Below are 21,847 nucleotides of genomic sequence, written 5' to 3' on the forward strand. Positions count from 1 at the left end.
AATCGGTTGGTTCTTTAATCTCCCCCATCTTTGACGAAGGGTTCTCCATGCACGTATTGGTCTGCGAAGACGACGAACTGATCGCCAGCGGCATCGTGGCCGGCCTCACCGCCCAAGGCTTTACGGTCGAGCGCGTGGCCACGGCAGCGGCCGCGCGCGCGATGCTCAAGGCCGCGACCTTCGACATCATGGTGCTCGACCTCGGCCTGCCCGACGAAGACGGCCTTAAGCTGTTGCAGCAACAGCGCAGCCAGGGCCTGGAGATTCCGGTGCTGATCCTCACCGCGCGGGATTCGGTGACCAACCGCGTCGACGGCCTGCAGGCCGGGGCCGACGACTACCTGCTCAAGCCCTTTGACCTGCGCGAATTGGCCGCGCGTCTGCAAACCCTGCTGCGGCGGGTGGCCGGGCGCAGCGTCAACCTGATCGAACATGGCCGCCTGACCTACGACCCCAGCAGCCGCGAAACCTTCCTGGGCGGTCAGCCGGTAGACCTGTCGCGCCGGGAACAGGCGTTGCTGCAAGCGTTGCTGCACAACAAGGGTCGTGTGCTGTCCAGCGAGCAGCTCAAGGACAGCGTCTACGGCTTCAATGACGAGTTGGAAAGCAACGCCCTCAACGTGCATATCCACCACCTGCGGCGCAAATTGGGCAACGGCATCGTCGAGACCGTGCGCGGCCTGGGCTACCGACTGGGGCCGGCGGACGGGGGAGAGAATGCGTCGTGAAGAGCCTGCGCCTGCGCCTGACCTTCAAGTTGGGCGCCGCGTTCGTGTTGATCTGGGCCCTGGCGGCAGCCTGGATGCTCAATGACCTGCGCAACCAGATGATGTTTTCCCTCGACCAGCGCCTGGTGGCGTCGGCGCGCATGGTGGCCGGGCTGACCGAGCAGATGCCGGGCCTGGCCAGCGTCAGCGGCGGTGCGCATTTCAGTGCCGAACAACTCAATGTGCCGGGCGGCATGGCCTGCCAGGTCAGTTCCTTGCGCGGGGAAATTCTCGCGCGCAGCCACACCACCCCGGATGAAGGGCTGGAGTCGCGCAAAAGCGGCTTTCGCGATCAGGTTATCGACGGCGTGGGTTGGCGCAGCTTTACCTTGTCCCGTGGCGACCTGCTGATCACCACCGCTGACCGTCAGGTGGAGCGCGAGGCGTTGAACCTGTCGATCCTGCTGGCGGCGTCGGTGCCGGTGGGCGTGGCGATGCTGGGCTGCCTGTGCCTGCTGTGGCTGGGCATCGGCCAGAGCCTGCTGCCGCTTAACCGCATGCGTGATGCGCTGATGCGGCGCAGCGCCGATTCCCTCGAACCGCTGCAAATCCACCCGCTGCCCAGCGAACTCAAGCCGCTGCTCGACACCCAGAACCAACTGTTGCAGCGCATCGCCAAGACCATCGAGCGCGAACGCCGCCTCACCGGCGATGCGGCCCATGAACTGCGCAGCCCGCTGACGGCGATCAAGACTCACCTGCAAGTGGCGCGCATGACCGACGGCGCCGCGCGCGACCAGTCCCTGGCCCATGCCGAGGAGGGCGCCGACCGCCTGCACCGCACCCTGGAACAATTGCTGTTGCTGGCGCGGGTGGAAGGCAGCCTGTCGTTTGACGATGGCTTGCAGTCCAGCGCCGAAGAGGTCGCGCGGTTGGCGATCCAGGACGCTAGCGCCGGCGACAACGGGCGCATCGACCTGATTCTCTCGGACAACCTCTGCGGCGCCCCGGTGGACATGCCGGTGGGCCTGGCCGTGGCCGCGCTGCGCAACTTGCTGGACAACGCCCTGCGCCACACCCTGGCCCACACCCGTGTGGAACTGAGTCTGTTCAACGAAGCCGACAAGGTAGTGTTCCGCGTGCGTGACCATGGCGAGCAGATCTCCAGCGAAGACCTGCAATACCTCACCCAGCGTTTCTGGCGCAACGGCAGCAGCGAAGGCTGTGGCCTGGGCCTGGCGATTGTGCAGGCGATCGTGCAGCGCTGTGGTTGCTCACTGAACTTCGACAGCCAGCCCGATGGCCTGCGAGTGGAGCTGGGCATGCCGCTGCGACGCTGATCCCTTTTCTTTCCGGTGCCAAATAGTTACCGCCCGCTTGAAGTGGAAGGCTTCAGGATGGCGGTAATTTTTTTGCGCTTGAACGGGCCGAAAGACTCGGCCTGAATTGAAAAGGATGCTTCTTATGTTGGTCATCGACACCAGTTTTTCCGCCACGGGCTGCAACGAACGTAACGGCGAGCCCGTGCGGCAGGTGATCCTGCATTACACCGCGGCGCCGTTTGCCGCGTCTCTGCGCACCCTGACCCAGGCTGCCGTGAGTGCCCACTACCTGTTGCCCGACCCCGACGACCCCGGCTACCGCGCCGCCGGGTACGAGGAACTGCGCGTGTTTCGCCTGGTGGACGAACGTCAGTGCGCCTGGCACGCCGGGGCCAGCCAATGGGGTGGGCGCGACAACCTCAATGCACGGTCGATTGGCATCGAGATCGTCAACCTGGCGCGGGATGAGGCGGGTGTGTTTGTTTTTCCCGGGTTTGCCGAAGCACAGATCGAGGCGCTGACTGCGCTGCTGCATGATGTGCTGGGGCGTTATCCGCAGATCGAACCGACGGACATCCTCGGCCATAGCGACGTCGCCTACTGGCGCAAAAGCGATCCAGGGCCGCGACTGCCGTGGCAGCGCTTGTCCGAGGCGGGCCTGGGCGCCTGGTTCGACGAGTCGACCCGGGCCATGTATCAACGCCGCTTCTGCGTCGGCTTACCCCCTGAGGTAGAGGTGGAGCGTGCGTTCCAGCGCTACGGCTACAAGCCGGCGCAGAACCGCCAGGCGTTCGAATCGCGGACACGGGCGTTTCAGATGCACTTTCGGCCACGGGACTACCGTGGCGTGCTGGATGCCGAGACCTGCGCGATTCTGTATGCCTTGAATGAAAAATACCGCGGGCTCTGAAGCCCGGCGCAGGGCAAGCCCCCTCCCACAGTTTTGACCGATTTCACTTTAACCGACCCATTGCTCTATTTCGAAAACAAAGGTCATCCCAATGTGGGAGGGGGCTTGCCCCCGATGGCACTGGATCAGCCAATAGAGTTGCCGATTGATTCCCCGCTATCAGGGGCAATCATCACTGCCGCCTAAATCCTCTTCTCGCTGGTGCGTTTCCAGAACAGGAAATCCGTGCGCATGCCCTTGGGCCAGACGCCAACGGATCGGCAGTTTGGTCACCATCATCCGCGTATTGAGGGATCGAGAGATGTCAGTCGCTATCAGCCGTATTGAAGATACCCAAGTGCATGAAACGCTTTATCAGTTCGACGAAACCCCGCTGCTGGCCCGTCAGCGTCAGCAAGAGTCCAATGCGCGCAGTTATCCGCGGCGTATCCCCCTGGCGCTGAAGCGGGCCAAGGGCATTTACGTGGAGGACGTGGAGGGCCGACGCTTTATCGATTGCCTGGCCGGCGCCGGTACGCTGGCGCTGGGGCATAACCACCCCGTGGTGATCGACGCCATCCAGCAGGTGCTGAGCGATGAACTGCCGCTACACACCCTCGACCTGACCACGCCGGTCAAGGATCAGTTTGTGCAGGACTTGTTCGGCCTGCTGCCGGCTGAGCTGGCGCAGGAAGCCAAGATCCAGTTCTGCGGCCCCACCGGCACCGATGCGGTGGAAGCCGCGCTGAAACTGGTGCGCACCGCCACTGGGCGCAGCACGGTGTTGTCGTTCCAGGGCGGTTACCACGGCATGAGCCAAGGCGCGTTGAGCCTGATGGGCAGCCTGGGGCCGAAGAAACCGTTGGGTGCCCTGCTCGGCAATGGCGTGCAATTCCTGCCGTTCCCCTATGACTACCGCTGCCCGTTCGGCCTGGGCGGCGCGGAGGGCGTGCGGGTCAACCTGCATTACCTGGAAAACCTGCTCAACGATCCCGAAGCCGGCGTGCTGCTGCCGGCGGCGGTGATTGTGGAAGTGGTGCAAGGCGAGGGCGGCGTGATTCCGGCCGACCTCGATTGGCTGCGAGGCCTGCGGCGTATCACCCAACAGGCGGGCGTGGCATTGATCGTCGATGAGATCCAGAGCGGCTTCGGTCGCACCGGCAAGATGTTTGCGTTTGAACACGCCGGCATCATCCCGGACGTGGTGGTGCTATCCAAGGCCATCGGCGGCAGCCTGCCGTTGGCGGTGGTGGTGTACCGCGACTGGCTCGACACCTGGCTGCCGGGCGCCCATGCCGGCACGTTTCGTGGCAACCAGATGGCAATGGCGGCGGGCTCGGCGGTAATGCGCTACCTCAAGGCCCACGATTTGCCGGGTCACGCAGCGGCGATGGGCGAGCGCCTGGGTGAACACCTGCGCCTGTTGCAGCGCGACTACCCACACCTGGGGGATATCCGTGGGCGTGGGTTGATGCTCGGCGTTGAGCTGGTAGACCCCCACGGCGCGCTCGACAGCCAGGGCCACCCCCCGGTGCATCGCCAGTTGGCGCCGTTGGTGCAGCGCGAATGCCTCAAGCGTGGCTTGATCCTGGAACTGGGCGGTCGCCACGCCAGCGTGGTGCGCTTCTTGCCGCCGCTGGTAATCACCGCCGGCGAAATCGACCAGGTAGCCGATATTTTCGGTCGCGCCCTGGCGGCAGCCGTCGCCAGTCTCTAATTTTTTGCGCGCCCGCTACGTTTCTACAGATATCGATGCTGCGCGTGGTGCGCAGCCCAGCCTTTGAACGATGGAGAACAGCAATGACCTCAGTATTTGACCGCGACGACATCCTGTTTCAGGTAGTGGTCAACCATGAAGAACAGTATTCCATCTGGCCCGATTACAAGGCCGTGCCGGACGGCTGGCGTACCGTGGGCAAGAGCGGTTTCAAGAAAGAATGCCTGGCCTACATCGAAGAAGTCTGGACCGACATGCGCCCGTTGAGCCTGCGCCAGAAGATGGATGGCGCGGCACTGGCCGGTTGACCTCTCTCGCCTCCCGATCCCGCCATGGGATCGGGAGTTAGACGCTCTTGTCTTTTTCCTGCCCTGACGCCGCCGTCACCACCTGCACGCTCAAGCGCGGCGTGGCCAGGTCCAGGCCAGCTTCATCCAGTTGACGCTTGAGCGACAGGTTGAACGCCCGCGACACTTCCCACTGTTTGATCGGCGCGGTCTTGAACCGGGCGCGCAGGATTGCGCTGCCGGACTCGAAGCTCTCCACCCCCTGAATCTCCAGCGGCGACCAGATATTGCGACGCTGCATCGGGTCGTTGCGGATTTTCTGGCCCACGTCGCGGATCAGCTTGATCGCGTCGTCGATGTCCATGTTGTAAGGGATCGCCACGCGGAAGATCGCGTAGCCGAACTCCCGCGAGTAGTTCTTGATGCTCTTGATTTCGCTGAACGGAATGGTGTGCACGATGCCGTCGATGTCGCGCAGGCGCACGGTGCGGATGGTCAGGCCCTCGACCGTGCCCAGGTGGCCGCCGACGTCTACGTAGTCGTCAATGGCCAGGGAGTCCTCGATGATGATGAACAGGCCGGTGATCAGGTCCGCCACCAGTGATTGCGCACCGAAGCCGATGGCCAGGCCGATCACACCGGCACCGGCCAGCAGCGGCGTGACGTTCATGCCCATATTCGCCAGGGCGACGATGGCGGCGATGATGAAAATGGTCACGAATAGCACGTTGCGGATCAACGGCATCATGGTCTGCGCGCGGGCGTTGGCCAGGCCTTTGCGCGAGCGGGTCAAGGCGTGGTGGATCGCGGTGTCGCTGAGAATCCAGATCAGCCAGGCAAACAGCAGCGTGCCGCCCAGGCCGAACAGCTTGACGCTGATTTCATGGCCGTCGCCTTCGGTAAAGCGAATCAACGACAGGCCCCAGACCCGCAGACCCAGTTCGATAAACGCCAGCCATACCAGCAAGTGGGCGAGGGTGTAGAAAAAACTCTTCAGGCGCTCGGAATACAGCGCATGGCGCTTGTGCCCGCGCTGGGGCTTGAGCGAATGGCGGCGTACCAGGCCGTTGATCACCATGCACAACACCAGCAGCACCGTGCACAGCAGCGACTGGCGCAGGGCGGTGCTGGTGTCGCCGGCCGACAGAAACGTGGCGAACAGCGAGATGCCCACCAGCAACAGCGCCGGCAAGTACCAGAACGTGCCGATGATCGACAGCGTGTCGCTGAGGGTGCGCCGTGTGAGGCGGCGCGACAGTGGCTGGTTGCGGATCAGATGCGCGATCGGCCGACGAAAACGCAGGATAAACACCCCGGTGGACAACGCCGCCATCACATTGGCCACGGTCGCGGCGGTGTGTGCCAAGTGCTGCCCTAGGGATTGCATTAGACGCGGGTCGCTCAGGGCTTCGCCGAAGGCGGCGAAACTGCCGATCAGCCACAACGGACGAAAGGCCTGATGGCGCAGGATGTACAGCGCACGATGGCGATGCGGGCCGTCGAGCAGGGAGAACGCAATCACACAGATTGCGGAAAAACAGGTGCCCACCACCAGCGCATAGGCCAGCACCATCGCCAGGGATTTGCCCAGGGACGAGGGCAGGGCGTAGCTCAGGTACACGGTGATCACCAGCGCTATCAGCCACGGCCCGAGTTTGCGCAGGGCAAAGCGCAGCATGTCCCAGGTGCGTGGGTGCTGCGGCAATTCTTCGGGCAGGCCGAAGCGCTCGCGCACGCGGTGACTGAGCCAGATCAGCGCGGCAGCGAGCAGGCTCCACACCGCCAGAATCAAGGCAAAGCCGAAAATAATCGGTAGCCATTCGCTGGCCGGCAGCATCAGGGCTTCAAGTTCGTCTTTGGCCTGATCGACTTCATCGGACCAACGCCCCAGTGGGCTGTCGCTGCCGGAAAATTGCTGTTCCAGGCCTGACAAGGTGCTGCCGATCAAGCCGAGTACGCCTTGCTCGGCGGCCGGCTGAGCCTTTTGCGTGGCGGCGCGCAGTTTCTTCAGGTCACTGAGCAGTTGAGTGCGCTGCTGGTCGTTCTCCAGGGTTTTGATCACCTCGTCCAACGACTGCCCCAGCGGTACTTCGGCCTGGGGTTGGGCTTTACTGCCGCCGTTGAGCAGCCCCGGCAGGCCCGCTGCGTAGGCAGGCGCGGTCGGCAGCAGGATAAGCAGGGCAAGCAACAGGGAACAGGGCAGGGCAAACAGACGGGAAAGCACGAGGCGGTCAACCTTGGAGACGACGAATTGACCGAGTGTACGAGGGCGCTATGCCAGATGCGAGTGCAATTCTTATTCAGCCAGTTTGGCGAGGATTTTGTACACCACGGTGCCGAGGATCAGCAGCATGCCGACCCACATGCCGAACACGCCCAGGGGCTTGTCGCGAAAGTTGAAACCCACTGCCAGCATGATCATGCCGATCAGGATAGGGATAAGCATGGCGTGGAACGAGGACATGGAAATCATGGAACGACGGCCTTGTCTGACGGGGAATATCGACCAGTCTAGGTCGGATTGCAGAAAGTGCAGATGATGCAGATCAGCTTTAGGCAAAACCCAATGAGGGAGGGGCTGCCCCCTCCCTCATTGATCAGGGCAGGTCGTGGCTGGCGTAGAACGCGCCCAGCACCTTCACCAAATGCGCCAAGTCATGGCTGCCGCACAGTTCGCGGATCGAGTGCATGGCAAATGTCGGCAAACCGATATCCACGGTGCGCACACCCAGGTGGCTGGCGGTAATCGGGCCGATGGTCGAGCCGCAGCCCATGTCGCTGCGCACCACGAAGCTCTGCACCGGTACTTCCTGGGCCATGCACAGATGGCGGAAGAACCCGGCGGTTTCGCTGTTGGTGGCGTAGCGCTGGTTGCTGTTGACCTTGATCACCGGGCCGGCATTGAGCTTGGGGCCGTGGTTGGCGTCGTGCTTGTCGGCGTAATTCGGATGCACGCCGTGGGCGTTGTCCGCAGACACCAGCAGGGATTTCTGGATGGTGCGTACGAATTCATCACCTTCAGGCAACAGGCGACGCAGGGTCTGTTCCAGCATCGGGCCGTCGGCGCCGCAGGCCGAGCAGGAACCGACTTCTTCATGGTCGTTGCATACCAGCACGCAGGTTTCGTCGCTGTCGCTGGTGAGCAAGGCTTGCAGGCCGGCGTAGCACGACAGCAGGTTGTCCAGGCGCGCACCGGCGATAAAGTCGCCGTTGAGGCCGATCACCGCAGCGCTTTGGGTGTCGTAGAAGCTCAACTCGTAGTCGAGCACCACGTCGGCATTGAGCCCATGCTCGCGGGCCAGTTGGTCGGTGAGTACGGCGCGGAAATCCACACGCTCGTCACCGGCAAACTGCGCCAGGATCGGCGGCAGTTCGGTCTGGGCATTGATCGCCCAGCCCTGGTTGGCTTCACGGTTCAGGTGAATGGCCAGGTTGGGGATGATCGCGATCGGCAGCTTGAAGTCGATCAATTGGCTTTCTACCTTGCCGTCGCGGCGGAAAGTCACGCGGCCGGCCAGGGACAGGTCGCGGTCGAACCACGGCGCCAGCAACGCACCGCCGTAGACTTCCACGCCCAACTGCCAGAAGCCCTGGCGCTGCAACTCCGGCTGCGGCTTGACCCGCAGGCACGGGCTGTCGGTATGGGCGCCGACCAGGCGAATGCCGCCCTGCAGCGGCGACTGGCGGCCGAGCTTGAAGGCGATGATCGAGGAGTCGTTACGGGTAACGTAGTAGCGCCCGTTTGCTTCGGTGGCCCAGGTTTCGCGCTCGTCGAGACGCTGGTAACCGGCCGCTTCCAGGCGCTGGGCCAGGGCGGCGGTGGCATGAAAAGGAGTAGGGGAGGCCTTGAGAAAGTCGATCAGGCCTTGATTCAACGCTTCGCGCATAAATAGCTCCAGACAGCAATGCGCGGAGTTTACCGTTCGATGGCGGCAAGTGCACATAACAAATGTGGGAGACGGCTTGCCCCCGATTGCAGTGTGTCAGTCAGTAGAGCTGTCACTGATACGCCGTCATCGGGGGCAAGCCCACTCCCCATTTGCCTGTGTTGACCACTTAAAAGGGTGCGGGGCACTCGAAGCGTAAGCGCTCGCCGCTTTGCGGATGGGTAAAGCTGAGCATGCTCGCGTGCAGGCACAGGCGCGGCCACGCAGCCAGGGCTTGTTCGTGGGCGTACAGGCCATCCCCCAACAGAGGGTGGCCGATGGATAGCATATGCACACGCAATTGGTGCGAACGCCCGGTGATCGGCGTCAGCTCAACGCGACACCAATCGCCACAGCGCTCCAGCACCTTCCAGAAGGTCAGTGCATGCTTGCCGAATTCGTGGTCCACCACATGCCGGGGCTTGGTGGGTGGGTCGTAGCGCAAGGGCAGGTCGATGCTGCCGCTGTCCAGTGCCGGTTGGCCCCAGGCCAGGGCGGTGTAGGCCTTTTCGGTTTCACGGTCGTGAAATTGACGGGACAGCTCGCGGTGAGTATCAGCGTCGCGGGCCAGCAGGATGATGCCCGAGGTTTCCCAGTCCAACCGGTGGACGATGCGTGCTTCGGGGTAGCCGTTTTCCTGCAGGCGCGTGATCAGGCAGTCCTTGTTGTCATCGGCGCGGCCAGGCACCGAGAGCAGCAGGGTCGGCTTGTTCACCACCAGGACCGCGTCGTCCTGGTAGAGGATATGAATGTTGGACAACGGCATTAAACAGCCTCGTAACAAACGCCAACGGCGGCTGGGCCGTCCGCTTCCCGTAAAGGGAGCCGCACGCCCCAGCCGCCGTGGCGACCGCCCGTTCGATCAACGATCGGGCAGGGTGATATTGAGTTCCAGAATCGAGCAGCTGCCGTCATTTTCCAGGGCGACATGCACGTCATCGTTGCCGATATTGACGTACTTGCGGATCACTTCGACCAGTTCCTTCTGCAAGGCTGGCAGGTAATCCGGGGTGCTGCGTTGGCCGCGTTCGTGCGCCACGATGATCTGTAGACGCTCTTTCGCGACCGACGCGGTGCTTGGCTTTTTGTTGGCGCGAAAGAAGTCGAGAAATTTCATTGTTTAGTTGCCTCCAAAGATACGCTCGAAGAATCCCTTCTTCTTGACATCGAGGAAGCGATGTTCCACGGACTTGCCCAGCAGGCGATCGACCGCATCGCTGTACGCCTGGCCGGCGTCGCTCTGGTCGTCGAGAATCACCGGAACACCCTGGTTGGAGGCTTTGAGCACCGCCTGGGATTCTGGAATGACGCCCAGCAGGGTCACGGCCAGGATCTCCTTCACGTCTTCAACGCCGAGCATTTCGCCGTTGCTGACGCGCTCAGGGTTGTAGCGGGTGAGCAGCAAGTGCTCCTTGATCGGGTCCTGGCCTTCTTCGGCGCGCTTGGATTTGCTGGCCAGCAGGCCGAGCATGCGGTCCGAGTCACGTACCGAGGAGACTTCCGGGTTGGTCACGACGATGGCTTCGTCGGCGAAGTACATGGCCAGGTGCGCGCCAGTCTCGATACCCGCTGGGGAATCGCAGACCACGTATTCGAAGGTTTCCTTCAGCTCAGCAAGGACTTTGCCTACGCCTTCTTTGGTCAGGGCGTCTTTATCGCGGGTCTGGCTGGCGGCCAGTACGTACAGGTTCTCAAGGCGCTTGTCCTTGATCAGGGCCTGTTGCAAGTTGGCTTCGCCGTTGACCACGTTGACGAAGTCGTACACCACGCGGCGTTCGCAGCCCATGATCAGGTCGAGGTTACGCAAACCCACGTCGAAGTCGACGATGACTGTCTTGTGGCCGCGCAGTGCGAGACCGGTACCGATAGCGGCGCTGGTGGTGGTCTTACCCACACCACCCTTGCCGGATGTAACCACGAGAATCTTGGCCAAGGTGTTTCACCCCTAAGGAAAAAGGACTTTTCAGCCCCTGAAAAACATCTCTTGGAACTCGCTGCAGGCGGACAGCTACTGTAGGAAAAAGCTGTGGTTTCCGCGGGGAAACGCCAGCTTTCAGTTATTCCTACACAAGTCTTGCCGGTTTCGCTGTGCTATCAGAGTCTAGAGATGCTTGGAAAATGCGGCAGTATCCGTTAAAGCCGAATGATGTTCAACACATCGCCCGACAGGTTGACCTGAACGGCGGCCCCCCACAGCGGGTCGCGGCGCAAATCCTCGGAAACCTTGTACTGGCCGGCGATGGACACAAGTTCAGCGGTCAATTGCTGGCAAAAAATACGGGCCTTGGTGTCACCCTTGATACCGGCGAGGGCGCGTCCGCGCATCGGGCCGTATACATGGATGTTGCCATCGGCCAGAAGTTCCGCGCCGGGACTGACCGAAGAGACCACCACCAGGTCGCCGCCCTGGGCGTAAATCTGCTGCCCGCCGCGTACGGGGGTGGTAATGATCTTTGTAGGCTTTATCGTCGGCTCGGGCGGTTTTTCCGGTTTTTTCTTTACGTCGCCTTCCGTCGGATCCAACGGACGTTCGCGCGCGCCGGACGGCGGCAGTACTGGCAGTTCAATGGCGATGGCGGCGGCAATGTCTTCGATGCGGCTGGCGCGGATGGCCAGGGTGCGCAGGCCATGGGAGCGGCACACGCGCATCAGACCAGGCAGGTCGATGGCGCCCTGGCCGGCGGGCAGTTTGTCCAGAGCCAGCACCAGCGGGGCGTTGTTGAAGAAGTTCGGGGCCAGGGCGACCTTGGCGGCCAATTGGCGGTCCAGGGCATCGAGGTCATTGCGCGCCAGTTCCAGCACGGTGATGGCGAGCATGCTGCCTTTCAACTGGAACACGGGATCTTGGTCTAGCGGTTCGGTTTGGCTCATGGTCGGCAAAAGCGGCTTGTCACGAAAAGTGTCGAGACTTATAACGAGAACACTCACTGGCCGCAAGCCGAGTCGAACCGTTGTAGAATGCGCGGCCCTTGTCTTTACCGGAATCTGTAATGGATCGCCCGCGTTTTCGAGCTGTATTTTTTCACCCGCGATTTTGGCTGTTATGGCTGGGACTCGGCCTCCTATGGCTGGTGACCCAATTGCCGTACCGCGCCCTGCTGACCATCGGTCGGTTGTTGGGCGCGGGCATGTACCGCGTGGCCGGCGAACGCCGCCGCATCGCCGCGCGCAACCTGGAGCTGTGCTTCCCGGAAAAAACCGCCAAGGAACGCAAGCGCCTGCTCAAGGAAAACTTCGCCTCCACCGGCATCGCCTTTTTTGAAATGGCCATGAGCTGGTGGTGGTCGCGTCAGCGCCTGGCGCGTCTGGCCCATGTTGAAGGCCTGGAGCATCTCAAGCAGGCACAGTTGGATGGCAAGGGCGTGATCCTGATGGCCCTGCACTTCACCACTCTGGAAATCGGCGCGGCATTGCTCGGCCAGAAGCACACCATCGACGGCATGTACCGCGAGCACGGCAACCCGTTGTTCGACTATATCCAACGCCGTGGCCGCGAGCGCCATAACCTCGATTCCCTGGCCGTGGAGCGCGAAGACGTGCGCGGCATGCTCAAGCTGCTGCGCGCCGGCCGTGCCATCTGGTACGCACCGGATCAGGACTACGGCGCCAAGCAAAGTATTTTCGTGCCGCTGTTCGGCATCCAGGCCGCCACCGTGACCGCCACCAGCAAGTTCGCTCGCTTGGGCAAGGCGCTGGTGGTGCCGTTCACTCAGGAGCGTCTGGCCGATGGTAGTGGCTATCGCCTGGTGATCCACCCGCCGCTGACCGACTTCCCCGGCGAAAGCGACGAGGTGGACTGCCTGCGCATCAACCAGTGGGTCGAAGCCTCCGTGCGCGAATGCCCGGAGCAATACCTGTGGACCCACCGCCGCTTCAAGAGCCGGCCACCGGGTGAACCCAAGCTGTACGAAAAACGCCGTCGATAAGAACGACCTTCCCCCATGGAGTGATGCGATGCGCCCAGCTGAACCGGTTACAGGTTTGATTCTTTCCGGCGGCGGGGCGCGAGCGGCGTATCAGGTAGGGGTGTTGGCGGCGATTGCCGAGCTGCTGCCGCCAGGGGCGCCCAACCCGTTTCCGGTGATCGTCGGCACCTCGGCCGGGGCGATCAATGCGGTGAGCCTGGCCAGCGGCGCCATGGATTTTCGCGCGTCCATCGAGCGCCTGACCGCCTTCTGGCAGGGCTTTCGCAGCCACTTGGTGCTGCGCAGCGACTGGCCCGGCGTGGTGCGCCAGGCCGCTCGCTTCCTGATCCACAGCCTGTTGGGCCTGGGCCGCCGGGTGCCGGTGGCGCTGCTCAACAGCTCGCCGCTGCGCGATTTGTTGCAAGACAAACTGCACCTGCAAGGCATCGATGAGGCTATCCGGCAAAACCACCTGCATGCAGTGGCGATCACGGCGTTCGGCTATGAGTCCGGGCAAGCCGTGACGTTCTATCAGGGCGGGCGCGCCATCGACGCCTGGCTGCGCCACCGTCGCATTGGCGTACCGACCCAGCTGACGGTAGAGCACTTGCTGGCTAGCTCGGCGATTCCGCTGCTGTTTGCACCGGTGAAACTCGACCAGGAATATTTCGGCGACGGTGCCGTGCGTCAATCGGCCCCCATCAGCCCGGCCCTGCACCTGGGCGCCAACCGCGTGCTGGTGGTGGGCGTCAGCGGCAACCCGCGAGGCAACGAACCGGCGGTGCAGCGCGCCTTTACCGGGCAGCAACCGACCCTGGCCCAGATCGGTGGGCATATGCTCAACAGCACCTTTATCGACAGCCTGGAAAGCGATATCGAATTGCTGGAACGCCTCAATCAGTTCAGCCATTTGCAGCCGGCCGACAGCGCGGCGCGCGGCCTGGCGCCGGTGGAAGTGCTGGTCATCGCGCCCAGCCAGCCCATCGACGAAATCGCCGCGCGACATCGCCAGGAAATGCCGGCGGCGTTGCGTGTGTTCCTGCGCGGGCCGGGTGCGACCAAGACCAGCGGGGCAGGGGTGCTGAGCTACTTGTTGTTCGAGGCGGGGTACTGCAGCGAATTGATCGAGTTGGGCAGGAAAGATGCGCTGGCCAAGCGTGAAGAGATCACCCGATTCTTGGGTCTGTAGCCGATCTAACGGTGGGAGGGGGCAAGCCCCTCTCACACGCTGACCTGGGGCGTTCGGTCAGAAGTGGTACTTGACCAGGAAGCTCGCCGTGTCCTGAGTCGTCTTGAACGCGCCGGAATCTTCGATGCCGTACTTGTTTTTCCAGTAGTCGTATTCGAAACCGACGTACAGCTGTTTCTCGCCCCAGTTCATCGCCTTGCCCAGGTCGTATTTCACTTGCGGGTTGAAGTGCAGGTTGGCGTGGTAGGTGCCGCGGGCGTTCTTGTCGTTGTCCACCACCCAGTCCATAAAGCCATCGATCAGGATGTTCGAGTTGCCCACCGGGATCGTGTACGACCACACCGGGGTGATCTGCCACACGCCGTCGCCGGGGCGATTGCCTTCGGTCTGGCGCTGGTAGAAGTTCAACTGGAAGTAATCGAAACCGGGGATGTTCAAATCGAAGCCTGGGCCGACCAGGTATGACTCGTTGTCGCCTTCGCCGAACTCATACGTCATCGCCAGCAACACGTCTTTGATCGGGCCGAAGGACAAGTCCTGGTCGAGGATCTTACCGAACGACAAGCGCGGGCTGAACTCACCGTAGTAGGTGTTCGGGCCGACGTTGCCGTCTTCCTCGCCGTTATAAAAGATGCGGTCGAGGAAGAAGAAGTTGTCGCCGTACTTCCAGGCGTCGGCATGTTCGAACGTGACCGTTTGCTGGATCTGCGGGTTAACGGTGAAGTTCTTGCCCCACAAGTAGGTCAGGCTGTTGTTCTGCCACTGCAACAAGTCACCGGCCACGGCCTGGCCGCCGGCCAGCAGGGATCCCGCCAGCATCAGGCCTTTGAACATAGGTTTCATTCGGTTGCTCCCGAGTTAAAGTTTTTTTGGTTTTTCTTCTAATGCAGGCGCTCTGATGTGGCGCCTTTGGTTCGCTGTGAATATCGTCTGATCGGTCAGCTTTTATGGGTTTAGCAAGAGCCGCGCCAACGCGTTGAAGAGCAATCGATTCGAGCGGGCGCGGAGAATACTGATAACCCTGCCTGGGCTCAAGCGCGCTGTTACAGGGCGTACAGCGCGATGATGGGGCACGCTCAGGTGTGCGCGTGCTCGACGACCGCCCGCTCGGAACCGCCGAGGATGTTGAACAACACATTCAGCGACAACGCGCTGAGGGTGGCCATGGCGATGCCGCTGTGGGTGATCGGGCTCATCCACAGCGGCAGTTGGGCGAAGAACTCCGGGCGCACCACGGGAATCAGGCCCATGCCGATGCTTACCGCCACCAGCAACTGATTGCGGCGATCGGCGATGTCGGCCTCCTGGAGAATCTTGATGCCGGTGGCCGCCACCATGCCGAACATGGCAATCGCCGCGCCGCCCAGCACCGCCGGCGGAATCGAGGCCACCAGGTAAGCGGCTTTGGGCAACAGGCTGAGCACGATCAGGAACGCGCCGGCCATGATCGTCACCGAGCGGCAGCGCACGCCGGTCATCTGCACCAGGCCGATGTTCTGGGCGAACGAGGAATGGGTGAAGGTGTTGAAGAACCCGGCCACGAACGACGCGCCGGCGTCGCACAGCAGGCCACGACGCAGCATCTTGGGCGTGACCTCGCGGTCGGTGATCTTGCCCAGCGCCAGGAACATCCCGGTGGACTCAACGAAGATGATCACCACCACCAGGCACATCGACAGAATCGGCGCCAACTCGAAGGTGGGCATGCCGAAATGCAGCGGCGTCACCACCTGCACCCACGGCGCCAGTGCCAGGCCGCTAAGGTCGACCATGCCGAGAACGCCGCACAGGGCGTACCCCAGGCCCATGCCGATCAGCACCGAGATGTTGACCCAGAAACCGCGCATAAAACGGTTGATCAGCAGGATGGTGGCCAGCACCAAAGCGGCAATCGTCAGGTAGATCGGTGAGCCGAAGGTGGCCGCCGCGCTGCCGCCACCGGCCCAGTTCACGGCCACGGGGAACAGCGACAGGCCGATGGCAGTGATCACGGTGCCGGTCACCAGCGGTGGGAAAAAGCGCACGACCTTGGACATGAACGGCGCGATCAGCATGCCGAAGAACCCGGCGGCGATGGTGGCGCCGAAGATCCCCTGTAAACCGATACCGGGCATACCGGCCATGGCGACCATGCTGCCAACGGCGGCGAAACTGGCGCCCATCATCACCGGCATGCGGATGCCCAGGGGGCCGATGCCGAACGACTGCACCATAGTGGCGACGCCGGCCACCAGCAGGTCGGCGTTGATCAGGAAGGCGATTTCTTCACGGCTCAGGCCGGCGGCCTGGCCAATGATCAGAGGCACGGCGACGGCGCCGCCGTACATCAACAAGACGTGTTGCAGGCCGACCAGAATCAGTTGCAAGAGGGGTAGCCGCACCATGGCGGGCGCGGCAGGAGTCTGCGGTTCTAACGGGGACATGCAACACCTCGAATCTTTTTTATTTTTGTATTGTGTGGAACGCAATCTCTAAACCACTGCAAGTCATCTGTGGGAGGGGGCTTGCCCCCGATTGCGTTGGTTCAGTCACTGATGTTTTGAATGACATACCGCTATCGGGGGCAAGCCCCCTCGCACATTTTGGAGTTGCACCAGGCTGTTAGTTGGTATGCGCCCCCTGGTTGATCCAGGTGCCGATCAGGTCGCGCTCCTGCTGGGTCATCTGAGTGATGTTGCCCAGCGGCATGATCTGGCTGGCCACAGCCTGGGCCTGGATGCGTGCTGCTTGTTGCTGGATCTGCGCCGGTGTATCGAACATCACGCCGGCCGGCGCGGTGCTGAACAACGGGCTGGTGGGCTTGGCCGAATGGCACACGGCGCAGCGTTCCTGGATCACTCCGTGGACCTTGTCGAAATCAATGGTCGCCTGGGCCGGTGCAGGTGCAGCGGCGGGTTCGGTTGCCGCAGGCGCGGCAGGTTTCAAGCCACCGCCCAATGCGGTTTCCGGCAACGGTTGGTACTCAATGGCCGCCGGCGCCTTGGCAATCGGTTCGGCCGGCTTGGGGCCGGTCACATAAGCCAGGCAGATCATCGCCAGCGCGCCAACCGGCAGGGTCCACGCGTACTTCTGGCTGTTGTGCCGGGTGTTGAAGTAATGCCGCACCAACACCGCCGCCACCGCGATACCGGCCAGGATCAGCCAGTTGTAATGGCTGCCGTAGGTGCTCGGGAAGTGGTTGCTGATCATGATGAACAGCACCGGCAAGGTGAAATAGTTGTTATGACGCGAGCGCAGCAGGCCCTTGGCCGGCAGCGCCGGGTCAGGTGTACGGTTCTCGGCGATGGCCGCCACCAGCGCGCGCTGCGCCGGCATGATGATGCGGAACACGTTGCCCACCATGATGGTGCCGATCACCGCACCTACGTGCAGGTAGGCACCACGCCCGCTGAACACTTGGCTGAAGCCATACGCGGCGGCAATCAACAGTACGAACAGGATGAAACCGAGCAGGGCAGGGCGTTTGCCCAGGGCCGAGTCGCAGAGGAAGGAGTAGATGAACCAGCCGACGAACAGCGAGCCGATGCCCAGCAACACGCCTTGCGGACCACTGAGGCTGCTGCCCGGCGCCAGCAGGTACAAGGTCGGGTTGGAGTAGAACACCACGCACAGCAGCGCGACGCCCGACATCCAAGTGAAATAGGCTTCCCATTTGAACCAGTGCAGGTTGTCCGGCATGGTCGGCGGGGCCAGTTTGTATTTTTCCAGGTGGTAGATGCCGCCACCGTGGATCGCCCACAAGTCGCCGGCCAGGCCGTCCTTTGGGTTGACGCGGTTGAGGTTGTTTTCCAGCCAGACGAAGTAGAACGAAGCGCCGATCCAGGCGACGCCAGTGATCATGTGAACCCAGCGCACGCTCAGGTTCAGCCATTCCAACAGATGTGCTTCCACAGTCTTTACCTCTCGCCTGTCACCCTTGTTGTCGGGTGATCAGACCTTCTCTTATTGGTGGGGGGCGAGGATCAACCGCTCATCCTCTTGGAAAAAATGCTCATCGCAGTTATTGCCTGTGCCACTGCGATCAACCACCAGGAAGTCATCCCGCTTTTCGATCGTCAGCACCGGGTGGTGCCAGACGCCGCGATGGTAATTAATGCCCTGCCTGCCGTTGGTGACGAAGGCGCGGACCAAGCCCGATACAGGTACATCGCCAAGTGGCGCGACCACGATCAGAAAGGGGTTGCCGAGCAGCGGAATGAAAGCCTGGCTGCCCAGCGGGTGTCTCTCCAGCATGCACACGGTCAGCGGCATGTCCTGCGCGTCGGCGCGGAAGATGCTGATGATGGCGTGGTCTTCCGGCTTTGCGGTTTCGACCGTGGCCAATTTGTGAAAGCGCATGGTCGACCCGTTGTTGATCATGAAGTGATCGCTGCCGTCGGTTTCGATAACGTCTCCGAAAGGGGCGAAGGCTTCTTTGGTCAGGGGTTCGATCACTAGTGTGCGCATGGCTGTCTTCTTATCCGAGTTCTGTGTTGTCTGGTCTATTGCAATCGCGGGCAAGCCCGCTCCCACATTTGGAATGCATTCCCCTGTGGGAGCGGGCTTGCCCGCGATTGGGTTCACCGCTTATTTAGCGACCTTGCCGAACACCCGCAGGCGGCTTACACCACCGTCCGGGAATACGTTCAGGCGGATATGGGTAATCGGCCCCAGCGCCTTGATCTGCTCGACGAAGGTGTGTTCGGCGTGCATTTCCAGCTTCTGCGCCGGCAGCAATTCGCGCCAGAACAGCGACTGGGTTTCGATCTGGCTGTCGGTGCCGCCTTTTACGAAAGCACCTTGGATCGAGCAGGTATCCGGGTAGTTGCCCTTGAAGTGCAGGGTGTCGACGATGATCTTCTCGATCTCGCCCGGATGGCCCAGGGCGACGATCACCCAGTCATTGCCTGGCGTGCGGCGACGCGCGGTTTCCCAGCCGTCGCCCATGTTGATGCCACGGCCTGGGTTGAGGATGTTGCTCATGCGGCCGAAGTGTTCGTCGGAGCATGCCAGGGCGCGGCCGCCGTTGAGCGCCGCGGCCAGGTCGACCTGTTCGTTGTCGCCCACCGCCGACCAATCCCGGAACGGCACGCCGTACACACGCAGACGCGCCACGCCGCCATCCGGGTAGATGTTGAAACGCAGGTGGCTGAACGCCTGGTCGTTGTTGATCTCATGGTAGTGGTGGCTGTTGCCCTGCAGCTCGACGGCCGACAGCACTTCGGTCCACTGGGTATTTTCGTCCGGCTCGCCCGAGGCCAGGAAGCAGGCTTCCAGGGAGGCCGACGGCGGGTAGTTGCCGGTGAAGAATGAAGTGTCGATGTCCACGCCTTTGATCGAGCCCGGCACGCCCAGGCGGATTACCGCGCTGTCGTAGCCTTCGAAGCGCTTGCGGCGCGACTCCCAGCCGTCCATCCACTTGCCGTTGTCATCGAACACGCCCTCCTTCCACACGGCCGGGGTCGGCTGGAACAGGCGGTTGGCGTCGGCGAACCAGTCATCGGTCACGGAGATGATCTTGGTGCCCAAGCGGGCGTCGGCCAGGTTGACGAACTTTTCGAACGGTACGGGTTGCGCTTTCATTCTTCTTGTCTGCCTTAGATAGAGTGGCTGGGGATGGTGTTTAGAGGGTCAATAAACGGAACAACGCGATCTTGTTGATCTCGTCCAGCGCGCACTTGAACTCGGCGTCCACCGAGTTGTGAATGCGCGTTTCGAACGCGGCGAGTATCTGATGCCGGTTGCTGCCTTTTACCGCCATGATGAAGGGAAACTTGAACTTGGCTTTGTAGGCTTCGTTCAGCTCGGTGAAGCGAGAAAACTCTTCGGCCGTGCATTGGTGAATACCGGCGCCGGCCTGTTCGTTAGTGCTGGCTTCGGTCAGTTGGCCCTGGACGGCGGCTTTGCCGGCCAGGTCCGGGTGAGCGTTGATCAGCGCCAGTTGACTGGCGTGATCAGCGCTCAACAGGATATCGCTCATGCGCTGGTGCAGGGTTTCGATCTGATCGATCGACGCGTCCTGGCCCAGGTCGAAGGCCTTTTCGGCCACCCATGGCGAATGTTCATAGATATCGGCAAAGGCGCGGACGAAGGCGTCACGGCTCAAGGTCGAGGGTTGCAGGGTTTGGAACGCAGTCATTTCGCCGCTCCCTTGTACGGGTGGGTGGCTTGCCAGTGACGGGCGATGTCGACGCGGCGAGTGAACCACACCTGTTCGTGGCTTTTGGCGTATTCGATAAAGCGTTTGAGCGAGGCCAGGCGCGCCGGGCGACCGATCAGGCGGCAATGCAGGCCGATGGAGAGCATTTTCGGTGCCTCGGCGCCTTCGGCGTAAAGCACGTCGAACGCATCCTTGAGGTACTCGAAGAAGTCATCGCCTTTGTTGAAGCCCTGCACCTGGGTGAAGCGCATATCGTTGGTGTCCAGGGTGTAGGGGATCACCAGGTGCGGCTTGCCGGTGGGGGTGTTGGGTTCCCAGTAGGGCAGGTCGTCGTCGTAGGTGTCGCAGTCGTAGAGAAACCCGCCTTCCTCCATCACCAGCCGCCGCGTGTTGGGGCCGGTGCGCCCGGTGTACCAGCCCAGCGGGCGTTCGCCGGTCAGCTCGGTGAGGATGCGGATGGCTTCGAGCATATGCTCGCGTTCCTGGGCCTCGTCCATGTATTGGTAGTCGATCCAGCGGTAACCGTGGCTGCAGATCTCGTGGCCGGCGGCGACCATGGCGCGGATCACGTCCGGGTGACGCTGGGCGGCCATGGCTACGGCGAAGATGGTCAGCGGGATATCGAATGCTTTGAACAACTTAAGGATGCGCCACACGCCGGCACGGCTGCCGTATTCGTACAGCGACTCCATGCTCATATTGCGTTCGCCTTGCAGCGGCTGGGCCGAGACCATTTCCGAAAGGAACGCCTCCGACTCTTTATCGCCGTGCAAGATGTTGCGTTCACCGCCTTCTTCGTAGTTGAGTACGAACGACAAGGCAATGCGCGCCTTGCCTGGCCAGTGGGGGTGAGGAGGGTTACTGCCGTAACCGATCAGGTCGCGTGGGTAGTCAGCGCTCACTGCAGTCTTCCTTCTTGTGCGTGGTAACAAGTGCGTGGCGGCCAGCGGAAAGACTGGGTGGCGTCACAGCGATGGACTGATTGTATACAACTTGCTGGTCACTTTGTAAGCCTGTATTTCCGCATTTTTTCCAAGCCATCTGCACGGCTTAACCCTGCAAGAAACTTGCCCGGTTGGTCAGTAAATGTATAGCAGTCCTTTTAACCGCAAGGTTTACCGAGGATTCACCAGCGCGAAAAGCGCTGCGGAGCGTGCTGAAAATTTTGTGGTTTTTATTGTGTACAATTTTTATCAAAAGTGTCTTAATCAGCCATCGCCGTCTTTTTCTCGCCCTGAAAAGGTGCGGCCTTTCTCACTCGACTGAACGGAGCCCCGATCCATGGGACGACTGACCACACACGTACTCGACGCGGCCCACGGCTGCCCCGGCAGCGCAATCAAGGTTGAACTGTACCGCGTCGAAGGCACGCAGCTGGAACTGGTGGCCAGCGCTGTGACCAACAGCGACGGTCGTTGCGACACGCCATTGCTGCAAGGCGACGACTATCGCAGCGGCGTCTACCAGGTGCAGTTCAGCGCCGGTGACTACTACCGCGCCCGCGGCGTACAACTGCCGGAGCCGGCCTTTCTGGACGTGGTGGTGCTGCGCTTCGGCATCAGCGCCGAACAGGATCACTACCATGTGCCCTTACTGATTTCGCCTTACAGCTACTCCACTTATCGCGGTAGCTGAGTCGTCCCCGCGCTTCACACCCCCAAAGCTCTTCGTTGGTTTTTCGCCCGCTCACACTGCGGGCTTTTTTTTGCTCGGGCGGCGTTCAATTATCTAGCGCCTGCGCGAGCTTGGCCCTGCCTAGGCTAGGT

At 61.9% G+C, this 21,847-nt stretch carries 22 protein-coding genes; 8 read left to right on the forward strand and 14 right to left on the reverse strand.

What is annotated here, in order from left to right:
- The first annotated feature begins 47 nt into the window (after positions 1-47).
- The 5 genes from ABX75_RS01425 to ABX75_RS01445 all read left to right on the forward strand — a co-directional run bounded on the left by ABX75_RS01425 (position 48) and on the right by ABX75_RS01445 (position 4,943).
- A complete protein-coding gene (locus ABX75_RS01425) occupies positions 48-728 on the forward strand; it encodes a response regulator (protein WP_034099412.1) in 681 nt (226 codons plus the stop codon).
- Complete coding sequence (locus ABX75_RS01430) at positions 725-2,047, forward strand: ATP-binding protein (protein WP_047881334.1); 1,323 nt, start codon at positions 725-727, stop codon at positions 2,045-2,047. The genes ABX75_RS01425 and ABX75_RS01430 overlap by 4 nt, the downstream gene beginning before the upstream one ends.
- Before the next feature lie 124 nt (positions 2,048-2,171).
- Positions 2,172-2,939 (forward strand): N-acetylmuramoyl-L-alanine amidase, encoded by a 768-nt coding sequence (locus ABX75_RS01435; RefSeq protein WP_034099408.1) that lies wholly within the window; start codon positions 2,172-2,174, stop codon positions 2,937-2,939.
- Positions 2,940-3,240: 301 nt separating this feature from the next.
- Positions 3,241-4,635, forward strand: coding sequence for an aspartate aminotransferase family protein (locus ABX75_RS01440; protein WP_034099407.1), 1,395 nt, complete (start codon positions 3,241-3,243; stop codon positions 4,633-4,635).
- 83 nt (positions 4,636-4,718) lie between these two features.
- Positions 4,719-4,943, forward strand: coding sequence for an MbtH family protein (locus ABX75_RS01445; RefSeq protein ID WP_034099405.1), 225 nt, complete (start codon positions 4,719-4,721; stop codon positions 4,941-4,943).
- A 37-nt stretch (positions 4,944-4,980) separates the two neighbouring features.
- On the opposite strand, the gene ABX75_RS01450 is transcribed toward ABX75_RS01445, so the two are convergent.
- From ABX75_RS01450 to minC, 7 genes are all read right to left on the reverse strand, one after another.
- Positions 4,981-7,146: a mechanosensitive ion channel family protein gene (locus tag ABX75_RS01450; RefSeq protein ID WP_047881335.1), complete on the reverse strand. Its 2,166-nt coding sequence runs from the start codon at positions 7,144-7,146 to the stop codon at positions 4,981-4,983.
- A 72-nt stretch (positions 7,147-7,218) separates the two neighbouring features.
- Complete coding sequence (locus ABX75_RS29315) at positions 7,219-7,395, reverse strand: hypothetical protein (RefSeq protein WP_016970148.1); 177 nt, start codon at positions 7,393-7,395, stop codon at positions 7,219-7,221.
- A 124-nt stretch (positions 7,396-7,519) separates the two neighbouring features.
- The gene (locus tag ABX75_RS01455; RefSeq protein WP_034114690.1) at positions 7,520-8,809 is read right to left on the reverse strand and encodes a M18 family aminopeptidase; all 1,290 of its coding nucleotides are present in this window, start codon (positions 8,807-8,809) and stop codon (positions 7,520-7,522) included.
- 169 nt (positions 8,810-8,978) lie between these two features.
- On the reverse strand, positions 8,979-9,614 hold the full coding sequence (locus ABX75_RS01460) for an RluA family pseudouridine synthase (RefSeq protein ID WP_034099399.1): 636 nt from the start codon (positions 9,612-9,614) through the stop codon (positions 8,979-8,981).
- 96 nt (positions 9,615-9,710) lie between these two features.
- The gene (minE, locus tag ABX75_RS01465) at positions 9,711-9,965 is read right to left on the reverse strand and encodes a cell division topological specificity factor MinE (RefSeq protein WP_003175252.1); all 255 of its coding nucleotides are present in this window, start codon (positions 9,963-9,965) and stop codon (positions 9,711-9,713) included.
- Positions 9,966-9,968: 3 nt separating this feature from the next.
- Complete coding sequence (gene minD, locus ABX75_RS01470; RefSeq protein WP_034099397.1) at positions 9,969-10,781, reverse strand: septum site-determining protein MinD; 813 nt, start codon at positions 10,779-10,781, stop codon at positions 9,969-9,971.
- Positions 10,782-10,981: 200 nt separating this feature from the next.
- The gene (gene minC, locus ABX75_RS01475) at positions 10,982-11,719 is read right to left on the reverse strand and encodes a septum site-determining protein MinC (protein WP_034099395.1); all 738 of its coding nucleotides are present in this window, start codon (positions 11,717-11,719) and stop codon (positions 10,982-10,984) included.
- A gap of 119 nt (positions 11,720-11,838) precedes the next feature.
- Between minC and ABX75_RS01480 the strand changes: the two genes are divergently transcribed.
- Positions 11,839-12,774 carry a lipid A biosynthesis lauroyl acyltransferase gene (locus ABX75_RS01480; protein WP_034114688.1) on the forward strand — a complete coding sequence of 312 codons (936 nt, stop codon included), beginning with the start codon at positions 11,839-11,841 and terminating at the stop codon, positions 12,772-12,774.
- 28 nt (positions 12,775-12,802) lie between these two features.
- Positions 12,803-13,942: a patatin-like phospholipase family protein gene (locus ABX75_RS01485; RefSeq protein ID WP_034114686.1), complete on the forward strand. Its 1,140-nt coding sequence runs from the start codon at positions 12,803-12,805 to the stop codon at positions 13,940-13,942.
- 57 nt (positions 13,943-13,999) lie between these two features.
- Here the strand turns inward: ABX75_RS01485 and ABX75_RS01490 are convergent, their stop codons facing one another.
- The 7 genes from ABX75_RS01490 to puuE all read right to left on the reverse strand — a co-directional run bounded on the left by ABX75_RS01490 (position 14,000) and on the right by puuE (position 20,983).
- Complete coding sequence (locus tag ABX75_RS01490) at positions 14,000-14,785, reverse strand: outer membrane protein OmpK (RefSeq protein ID WP_034114684.1); 786 nt, start codon at positions 14,783-14,785, stop codon at positions 14,000-14,002.
- Between the two features lie 233 nt (positions 14,786-15,018).
- Positions 15,019-16,365: a nucleobase:cation symporter-2 family protein gene (locus tag ABX75_RS01495; RefSeq protein ID WP_034099388.1), complete on the reverse strand. Its 1,347-nt coding sequence runs from the start codon at positions 16,363-16,365 to the stop codon at positions 15,019-15,021.
- Between the two features lie 178 nt (positions 16,366-16,543).
- A complete protein-coding gene (locus ABX75_RS01500; RefSeq protein ID WP_040268981.1) occupies positions 16,544-17,833 on the reverse strand; it encodes a urate hydroxylase PuuD in 1,290 nt (429 codons plus the stop codon).
- A 51-nt stretch (positions 17,834-17,884) separates the two neighbouring features.
- On the reverse strand, positions 17,885-18,388 hold the full coding sequence (locus tag ABX75_RS01505; protein WP_034099384.1) for an ureidoglycolate lyase: 504 nt from the start codon (positions 18,386-18,388) through the stop codon (positions 17,885-17,887).
- Positions 18,389-18,508: 120 nt separating this feature from the next.
- Positions 18,509-19,504 carry an allantoicase gene (gene alc / locus ABX75_RS01510; RefSeq protein WP_034138801.1) on the reverse strand — a complete coding sequence of 332 codons (996 nt, stop codon included), beginning with the start codon at positions 19,502-19,504 and terminating at the stop codon, positions 18,509-18,511.
- Between the two features lie 40 nt (positions 19,505-19,544).
- Positions 19,545-20,060 carry a 2-oxo-4-hydroxy-4-carboxy-5-ureidoimidazoline decarboxylase gene (uraD, locus tag ABX75_RS01515; RefSeq protein ID WP_047881336.1) on the reverse strand — a complete coding sequence of 172 codons (516 nt, stop codon included), beginning with the start codon at positions 20,058-20,060 and terminating at the stop codon, positions 19,545-19,547.
- Positions 20,057-20,983 (reverse strand): allantoinase PuuE, encoded by a 927-nt coding sequence (puuE, locus tag ABX75_RS01520; protein ID WP_034099379.1) that lies wholly within the window; start codon positions 20,981-20,983, stop codon positions 20,057-20,059. The genes uraD and puuE overlap by 4 nt, the downstream gene beginning before the upstream one ends.
- Before the next feature lie 379 nt (positions 20,984-21,362).
- Here puuE and uraH point away from each other — a divergent pair, with 379 nt between their 5' ends.
- The gene (uraH, locus tag ABX75_RS01525) at positions 21,363-21,716 is read left to right on the forward strand and encodes a hydroxyisourate hydrolase (RefSeq protein ID WP_034114675.1); all 354 of its coding nucleotides are present in this window, start codon (positions 21,363-21,365) and stop codon (positions 21,714-21,716) included.
- Positions 21,717-21,847 lie beyond the last annotated feature (131 nt).

It is taken from the genome of Pseudomonas sp. ARP3 (assembly GCF_001029595.1).
GTDB lineage: Bacteria > Pseudomonadota > Gammaproteobacteria > Pseudomonadales > Pseudomonadaceae > Aquipseudomonas > Aquipseudomonas rhodesiae.